Raw genomic sequence first — 7,771 nt, forward strand, 5'->3', positions numbered from 1 at the left:
TATGGAAAACGAGCGGGTATAATGGCTAGGTACCTAGTCAATTTTAACATGCATAAAATAAACAGTGATGATTTAGGCAAAATAGGAGCTATAACAATAGTTGGCTTAGTGGCCCTTTTTGTGTTTGTTTTTTGGCTCAAGGGTCATAAGATGCATCATTACGAGCGTTTTAGCTTTTATTTCCACAATGTCAATGGACTTGAAGAAGGCGCAGCCCTTAGATGGAACGGTCTTAAGATTGGAGTAGTTGAAGGGATTCACGCAGTTGAAGACAACATTGATCAAGATCCATTCCCGGCTCAAGCTCTTATTGACCTTGGGAAACGTCATCTTGCTAAGGCAGACAAGGCTCTTGCTACTGGCAGGATAGAAGACTTGGTTTTGGCACGTGAAGAAATTAACAAAGCCCAGCTGGAGATTACTTTAGGTCAAGCGAGTAATTTACAATCAGAAATTACTGCTGGTGATTTTGTCAAAGTAGACGTTGTTGTTACAATTCCTCGAGTACCAATTGGACCACTCAATCAAGTAACGATAGTTCCTTCTGGTTTAATTGGCGAGCAGTATGTAGACATCACCACAATTCAGATTGATGATAGTTATCAACGTCGTTTTGATTGTTCAATTCCAAGGTTTGTAGTTCTGGAACCGGTGCGCTTGGACAGCTTGATTCGCGTGAATGCAGAGTCCGCTGAAGCAGTGACCAATCTTGCAAATCGAGTCAATTCAATCTTTGGACAAGATGATGCTGAGAACGTCAAATCTATATTGGACAATATTCAAAACTTGACTAAGGACTTTAAGATCTGGAAGTTGTTTTAATTGTTTATCAGTTTATCAGGGTCGTATCCGCACAACGCACAGATTGATTAAGACCCACCCCTAAAATTTGGTGATTCAAGCTAGTTGTTTTCTTTGATTATTATTGATTATTCTTAACGAAAGCGTGCGTTGTGCGGATACGACCCTGAGCGACTGAGCGACAGTGGATTTGAATCTAATTCAAGGAAGGATCTACTATATGGTTTTGTTCATCAGTAGTATTGTTGAGAATATCATCATATACATCAGCCAACCTGTTGCTCACATTAGTTTTGAATATTGAAGCTTCTGAAGGAATTTGAGACAATAGTCTGAGTCGATTTTGATTTGATTGATTTATGATTTTGCTGATGTCGGGTTTCTGAGTTCTAAAGCCCTCAGCTAATGGTTTTAAGATCCAGTTTTTAGCAGCTAGAATAATAGGCTGAAAGTAGCGGACCATTTCTTTCGCAGCTTTTTTATCTCGTCCTGTTGTGTTTTTAGCTTTTAAAGCATTTTTTTGCTCTAGCATGATCATTTGATTAATACCATCAAATATAGTACCTATTGCATGATTGGCATTGGTTGAGTTATTTTGTGCGTATTCTACGCCAGCCTCTCTAGATTGATCTTTAATTTTTTTCTCAGTTAAAGTAACTCCTCTAGCAAGTCTATTCTGCGGATGTACGGTCTGTGTTAGAGGTGTCAATTGGGTCTTTTCAATTGATTGACCTGGTGTGGTTCTTATTAAAAAAAGTTGTGCGGTTTGTGATAAATTTTCCATAATATAATAGTTTTAGTGTTGTATTATTGTGACACGTTCCGCGGTGATCAGTCAATACCTGCTATCTATATCGGGATCTTAACTATAAGCTAAAATTTGAAAAAAACTTAACATTAATTTAACCCAATTCCTGTTAAAACTTATAAAAAACCGAAGAATGCCCTCAAACGCTTGCTTTAGATTGATTTTGGCTATAAGAGTCCGTATAATTGGTATTTCATTGTGGATTTTAATATCCATTTTGCAAGGGTCAACATTATAACAGAAAATACAAACTATGATAAATAATTATTCACGTGCAATCCCTAAAGTCAAAGCTTATGAGGGACAGAGAACTATTACGTTGCCAGATTTGGCCGAGATACAAAAAGAATCCTTCCAAAGGTTCTTAACCAAGGGACTTGCCGAGGAGTTGTACAACTTTTCGCCAGTAACTGACTACACTGGTAGGTTGGAGCTTTATTTCCTTCACGACCATTACACTTTTGAGGAGCACCAAGAGCCAAACAAGGCTAAGACTCCGATGGAAGCAAGGCTCAATGAGCAAAGCTATACCAAGAAATTATATATTAAAGTCCGTTTTGTCAATAGAGACACCGGCGAAATCAAAGAATCTAAGATGTTTATTGGTGAGATCCCGATGATGACCGAGCGTGGTACTTTCATTGTTAACGGTGCTGAGCGTGTTGTGGTTTCACAAATCGTTCGTTCACCTGGTATCTACTACAAACGTGATATTGAGCCAAGTGGTAAGCGTGTATTTAATGCGACCTTGATTCCTAATCGTGGTGCTTGGGTTAAATTGGAAACCGATATTTCTGATTTCGTTTATATTAAGATCGACAAGACTCGTAAGATCCCTGTAACTATCTTCCTGAGAGCGCTTGGTTATAGTACCAACGAAATGAAAGATCTTTTCTCTCACTTCGATTATTTATCTAAGACTTTTGATAAAGATCCTACAGAGTCAGAAGATGAAGCTCTAATTGAGATCTACAAAAAAATGAGACCGGGCGAACACCCTACTGTTGAAGGTGCACGTCAATTACTTGAGTCTCGTTTTTTCAATCCTAAGAAATACGATCTAGGTCCGGTTGGACGTTTCAAAATCAATGAGAAACTTGGTCCTAACGCTCCTGATGATCTTCGTGTTCTTACTAAAGAGGATTTTGTTGCAGCAATTGATTACCTAATCAAGCTCAACTTTGATGAAGCCCAAGTTGATGATATTGATCACTTAGGTAACCGTCGCGTGCGTTCAGTTGGTGAATTGCTTCAAAACCAATTCAGACTTGGCTTGAGTCGTATTGAAAGAATTATTAGAGAGAGAATGACTCTTCAAGAACAAGAAGGTCTTACTCCAGCTAACTTGATCAACCCTAAACCATTGGTTTCTGCGATCCGTGAGTTCTTTGGATCTTCTCAGTTATCACAGTTTATGGATCAAACTAATCCACTAGCTGAATTGACTCACAAACGTAGAATCTCGGCTCTTGGGCCCGGTGGTCTCTCTAGAGAGCGTGCTGGTTTTGCAGTTCGTGATATTCATCCTTCGCAGCATGGACGCCTTTGTCCAATTGAGACTCCAGAGGGTCCAAACGCTGGTTTGATCAGTTCACTAGCAACACATGCGCGTGTTAATGAGTTTGGTTTTATCGAAACTCCTTATAGAGCTGCTACTGATGGGATTGTAAGTCCAGAAGTTAGATATTACAGTGCACACGAAGAAGACAACAAGCGTGTTGCAACTGGTGATATTCACGTAAGAGCAGATGGCACTTTTGTTGATGAATTTATTCCTGTTAAATACAAAAATGAGTACATTGAAACAACTAATAACAATGTAGATTTGGTTGGTGTTTCACCAATTCAAATCGTTTCAATCGGAACTTCTTTGATTCCTTTCCTTGAGCATGACGATGCTAACAGAGCTTTGATGGGTTCTAACATGCAGCGTCAAGCAGTGCCTTTGCTTAAAGCAGAGCGTACACTCGTTGGTACTGGTATTGAAGGTCAGGTTGCACGTGACTCGGGCATGGTTGTTATTGCTGATGCTGATGGAGTAATTAGTTTCGCTAGTTCAACTCAAATCACAGTCAAGTTTGATGATGCTAACAAGGGTCAAAAAACATATGAGCTTCTTAAGTACTTAAGATCTAACCAAGATACTTGCTTGAATCAAATCCCTATCGTTAAACAGGGCGAGAAGGTCAAAGCCGGTCAGGCATTGACTGATGGAGCTGCTACTTGTCAAGGTGAACTTGCTCTTGGTAAAAACCTAGTAGTTGCATTTATGCCTTGGGAAGGATACAACTTTGAGGATGCGATCTTGATTTCAGAGCGTCTTGTTTATGATGATGTTTACACTTCAATTCATATCGAGAAGTATGAGATTGATGCTCGTCAAACCAAACTTGGACCTGAAGAAATCACTCGTGAAATTCCCAACGTTGGTGAAGAAGCACTTAAGCATCTTGACGAAAACGGAATCGTTCGCGTTGGTGCGATGGTTGAAGAAAACGATATTCTTGTCGGTAAGATCACACCTAAGGGTGAGTCTGACAATCCTCCAGAGGAGAGATTATTAAGAGCGATCTTTGGTGAGAAAGCAAGAGATGTTAAAGACAATTCACTTCGAGTGCCGCATGGTGAGCTTGGACGTGTAATTGCAGTGCGTGTTTATGACAGAGAGAAGGGTGATGAGCTTCCTCCTGTTTCTAACAAAGTTGTACGTATTTTCATTGCGCAAAAACGTAGAATCTCAGTTGGAGACAAGGTTGCGGGACGTCACGGAAACAAGGGTATCATCTCAAGGATTCTTCCTGTAGAAGATATGCCACATCTTTCAGACGGCACTCCTGTTGATATGGTTCTTAATCCACTAGGTGTTCCATCTCGTATGAACGTTGGTCAGATCTATGAGTGTATCTTAGGTATGGCTGCTTCAATACTTGATCAAGCTTATGAAGTTCCATCATTCGATGAAATGTTTGGTGAAGGTGCTTCTAATGATTTAGTAACTAAAGAACTTCAAAAAGCTAAGGATTCTGATCCAGAAAGATACTCATGGCTCAATATCGATTGTAAGCAACAGCTTTACGATGGAAGAACTGGTGAGGCTTTTGATAACCCAGCATTAGTTGGTGTTATGTATGTGTTGAAATTAGTTCACTTAGTTGATGACAAGATTCATGCTCGTTCCACTGGTCCTTATTCATTGGTTACTCAACAACCTCTTGGTGGTAAGGCGCAGTTTGGTGGTCAGAGACTTGGAGAGATGGAGTGCTGGACGCTTGAAGCCTACGGTGCTGCTTATACACTTCAAGAGATGCTTACTATCAAGTCTGATGACGTGATTGGAAGATCGAGAGCTTACGAAGCGATCGTTAAGGGAGACAATATTCCTCCTGCCAACGTTCCTGAGTCATTCAAAGTATTGATGAAAGAGCTTCAATCTATTGGTCTTGATATTCATGCATTGAAGAAGAATGATGAAGAAGGCACACTAGAAGAAGTTGATCTTTATACAGACAGCTTTGACCCACTCAGAAGTCGTAATGTGAGAACTAGAAGTCTAGAGGATACTATCAAAGAGCTTACTGACCCATCGGCAGCAAGGCACGAAGATAAAGTAGCACTAGAGACTAAAGCGGGTTTTAGTTTTAATCAGGTTTAATAAAGGAAGAATTATAAGATGTCTGAAGCAGAGGTAAATCAATTAGCAGAAGAAGTATTGATCGAAAACGAAATAAGTTTTGATCAGTTTGAGGATGATATTGTTAGAGCAAATTTAGTTGCCGATAACGATGTTTTCGATAACCTCAAGATACAAATCGCCTCACCGAGTAGAATACAAGGTTGGTCACATGGCGAAGTGGTTAAACCAGAAACCATTAACTATAGAACTCTTAAGCCAGAAAAAGATGGTTTATTTTGCGAAAAAATCTTTGGTCCTGTTAAGGATTGGGAATGTGCTTGTGGTAAGTACAAAAGAATTAGACACAAAGGTATCATTTGCGAAAGATGTGGAGTTGAAGTTACTGAGTCTAAAGTACGTCGTCACAGAATGGGTATCATTAGCCTCGCAGCGCCAGTTACACACATCTGGTTTTTGAAAGGTATTCCAAGCTACTTGAGTCTTTTACTTGAGACTCCATTGAAAGATCTTGAGCAAGTAGTTTATTTCAATTCATATGTAGTTCTTGATCCAGGTAATGTTGAAGGCATCAAAAAAGGTCAAATTATTACTGAAGAAGAATACGATAAGTTGCTTGAAGAAGACACTAATCAGTTTGAAGTTGGTATCGGTGCTGAAGCGATTTTGCTTATGCTCGAAGAATTGGCTCAACCTAAGTATGAGTTCCCTGATAATAAGAGAACTGAGCGTGGTGCTTTACTTGGTTTACCTGGTTTAGTTCAACTTAAAGAAGATCTTAAAGCGGAATTGATTGCTGTAAGTGGTTCACAACAAAAGAGAACCAAGTGTATCAAGCGTACTCGTTTAGTCAATTCATTACTGAATTCATCTACTGATCCAGGATGGATGGTTTTAGATGTATTGCCTGTTTGTCCTCCTGACTTGAGACCTATGGTTCAGTTAGATGGTGGTAGATTTGCAACTTCTGATTTGAATGATCTTTACAGACGTGTGATCAACCGTAACAGCCGTCTTGCTCGTCTTATTGACATGGGCGCGCCTGAGATTATCATCCGTAACGAGAAACGTATGCTTCAAGAAGCAGTTGACGCTCTTATAGACAATGGTAGAAGAGGAAGAGTAGTCACTGGTACCAATGGTAGACCACTTAAATCACTTTCTAATATCATTGAAGGTAAGCAAGGTAGATTCCGTCAAAACTTACTTGGTAAGCGTGTTGACTACTCTGGTCGTTCAGTTATCGTTGTTGGTCCTAGTTTGGAACTTCACCAATGTGGTCTTCCTAGGGAGATGGCAGTTGAGTTATTCAAACCATTTGTAATCAACAAATTGATTGACCGTCAGATTTGTCAGAACATCAAAGCTGCTAAGAAGTTAATCGAAAAAGGACCTCCAGTGATCTGGAATATCCTTAAAGAAGTTACAACTGGTCATCCAGTGCTACTTAACCGTGCACCGACACTTCACAGATTAGGGATTCAAGCTTTTGAACCTGTAATCGTTGAAGGTCGCGCAATTAGATTGCACCCATTAGTTTGTTCAGCGTTTAACGCGGATTTCGATGGTGACCAAATGGCAGTTCACGTACCGCTTAGTTTGGAAGCACAAGCTGAAGCTCGTACTTTGATGATGGCTAACACTAACATCTTGACTCCAGCAAGTGGTAAACCAACAATCACTCCTTCACAGGATATGGTTATCGGTATTTATTACTTAACGATTGAGAAACCGGATAATGATGACCCTAAGAAATTCATCGGTGCTGGAAGAACTTTTTCAAATGAAGAAGAAGCGCTTCAGTCTTACTATGCTGGTTACGCAGATCTTTTTGCTAAGGTTAAAGTTAGAACTAACATGACTGAATCAGGCAATGCAGAGATTATCGAAACAACTATCGGAAGAATCATGTTCAATAAAATGATTATTGATTCAATTGATGGTAAAGAGGTTGTAATGTCATAAGTCCTACGGGCTTATGATTGCTTCGAAGCGATTGTCGCGTCGAAGTGAAACGAAGACGGAAAGACGGGTAGCGGATTTAAACTTAAAAATTTCAAGGAAAACAAACATGGCAACAAAAACAAAAGAGATACATTGGGAACGCAAAGGTAAGCAACCGGTTTTTATCAACCAAACGGTAGATAAAAAAGCAATGGAGAGATTACTCTCACATGTATACGAGAATTACGGTAATGACGTTGCGGCGAGACTTGGTAACAACCTCAAGGATCTTGGTTTTAAATATGCAACCAAAGCATCTGTAACTATTAGTATTGCTGACTTGCAAGTTCCACCAGCCAAAAAGGCTTTACTGCAAGCTGCTGAGGATGAGCTTTCTATCACGACTAAGCGTTTTGAGCGCGGTGAGATTACAGAGGTTGAGCGTTATAACAAGGTGATCGATACTTGGTCTGAGACTAACGAAAAAGTAACAGCAGCAGTTGTTGAAAACTTTGATCGATTAAACCCAGTTTATATGATGGCTTTCTCTGGAGCGAGAGGTTCTATCGCTCAGGTTAGACAGCTAG

5 protein-coding genes are annotated in these 7,771 nt (G+C 39.8%); 4 read left to right on the forward strand and 1 reads right to left on the reverse strand.

Annotation, left to right across the window (positions count from 1 at the left end; all coding sequences use genetic code 11):
• The first annotated feature begins 48 nt into the window (after positions 1-48).
• Entirely contained in the window at positions 49-822 is a 774-nt protein-coding gene (locus tag O3C63_04485; protein ID MDA0772181.1) for an MlaD family protein, read from the forward strand.
• Between the two features lie 175 nt (positions 823-997).
• Here the strand turns inward: O3C63_04485 and O3C63_04490 are convergent, their stop codons facing one another.
• On the reverse strand, positions 998-1,585 hold the full coding sequence (locus O3C63_04490; GenBank protein MDA0772182.1) for a hypothetical protein: 588 nt from the start codon (positions 1,583-1,585) through the stop codon (positions 998-1,000).
• A gap of 277 nt (positions 1,586-1,862) precedes the next feature.
• Here O3C63_04490 and rpoB point away from each other — a divergent pair, with 277 nt between their 5' ends.
• The 3 genes from rpoB to rpoC2 all read left to right on the forward strand — a co-directional run.
• A complete protein-coding gene (gene rpoB / locus O3C63_04495) occupies positions 1,863-5,261 on the forward strand; it encodes a DNA-directed RNA polymerase subunit beta (protein MDA0772183.1) in 3,399 nt (1,132 codons plus the stop codon).
• An 18-nt stretch (positions 5,262-5,279) separates the two neighbouring features.
• A complete protein-coding gene (rpoC1, locus tag O3C63_04500) occupies positions 5,280-7,205 on the forward strand; it encodes a DNA-directed RNA polymerase subunit gamma (protein ID MDA0772184.1) in 1,926 nt (641 codons plus the stop codon).
• A gap of 106 nt (positions 7,206-7,311) precedes the next feature.
• A partial coding sequence (gene rpoC2 / locus O3C63_04505; protein ID MDA0772185.1) for a DNA-directed RNA polymerase subunit beta' occupies positions 7,312-7,771 on the forward strand: 460 nt, incomplete at its 3' end.

The sequence above is a fragment of the Cyanobacteriota bacterium genome, from assembly GCA_027618255.1.
GTDB lineage: Bacteria > Cyanobacteriota > Vampirovibrionia > LMEP-6097 > LMEP-6097 > JABHOV01.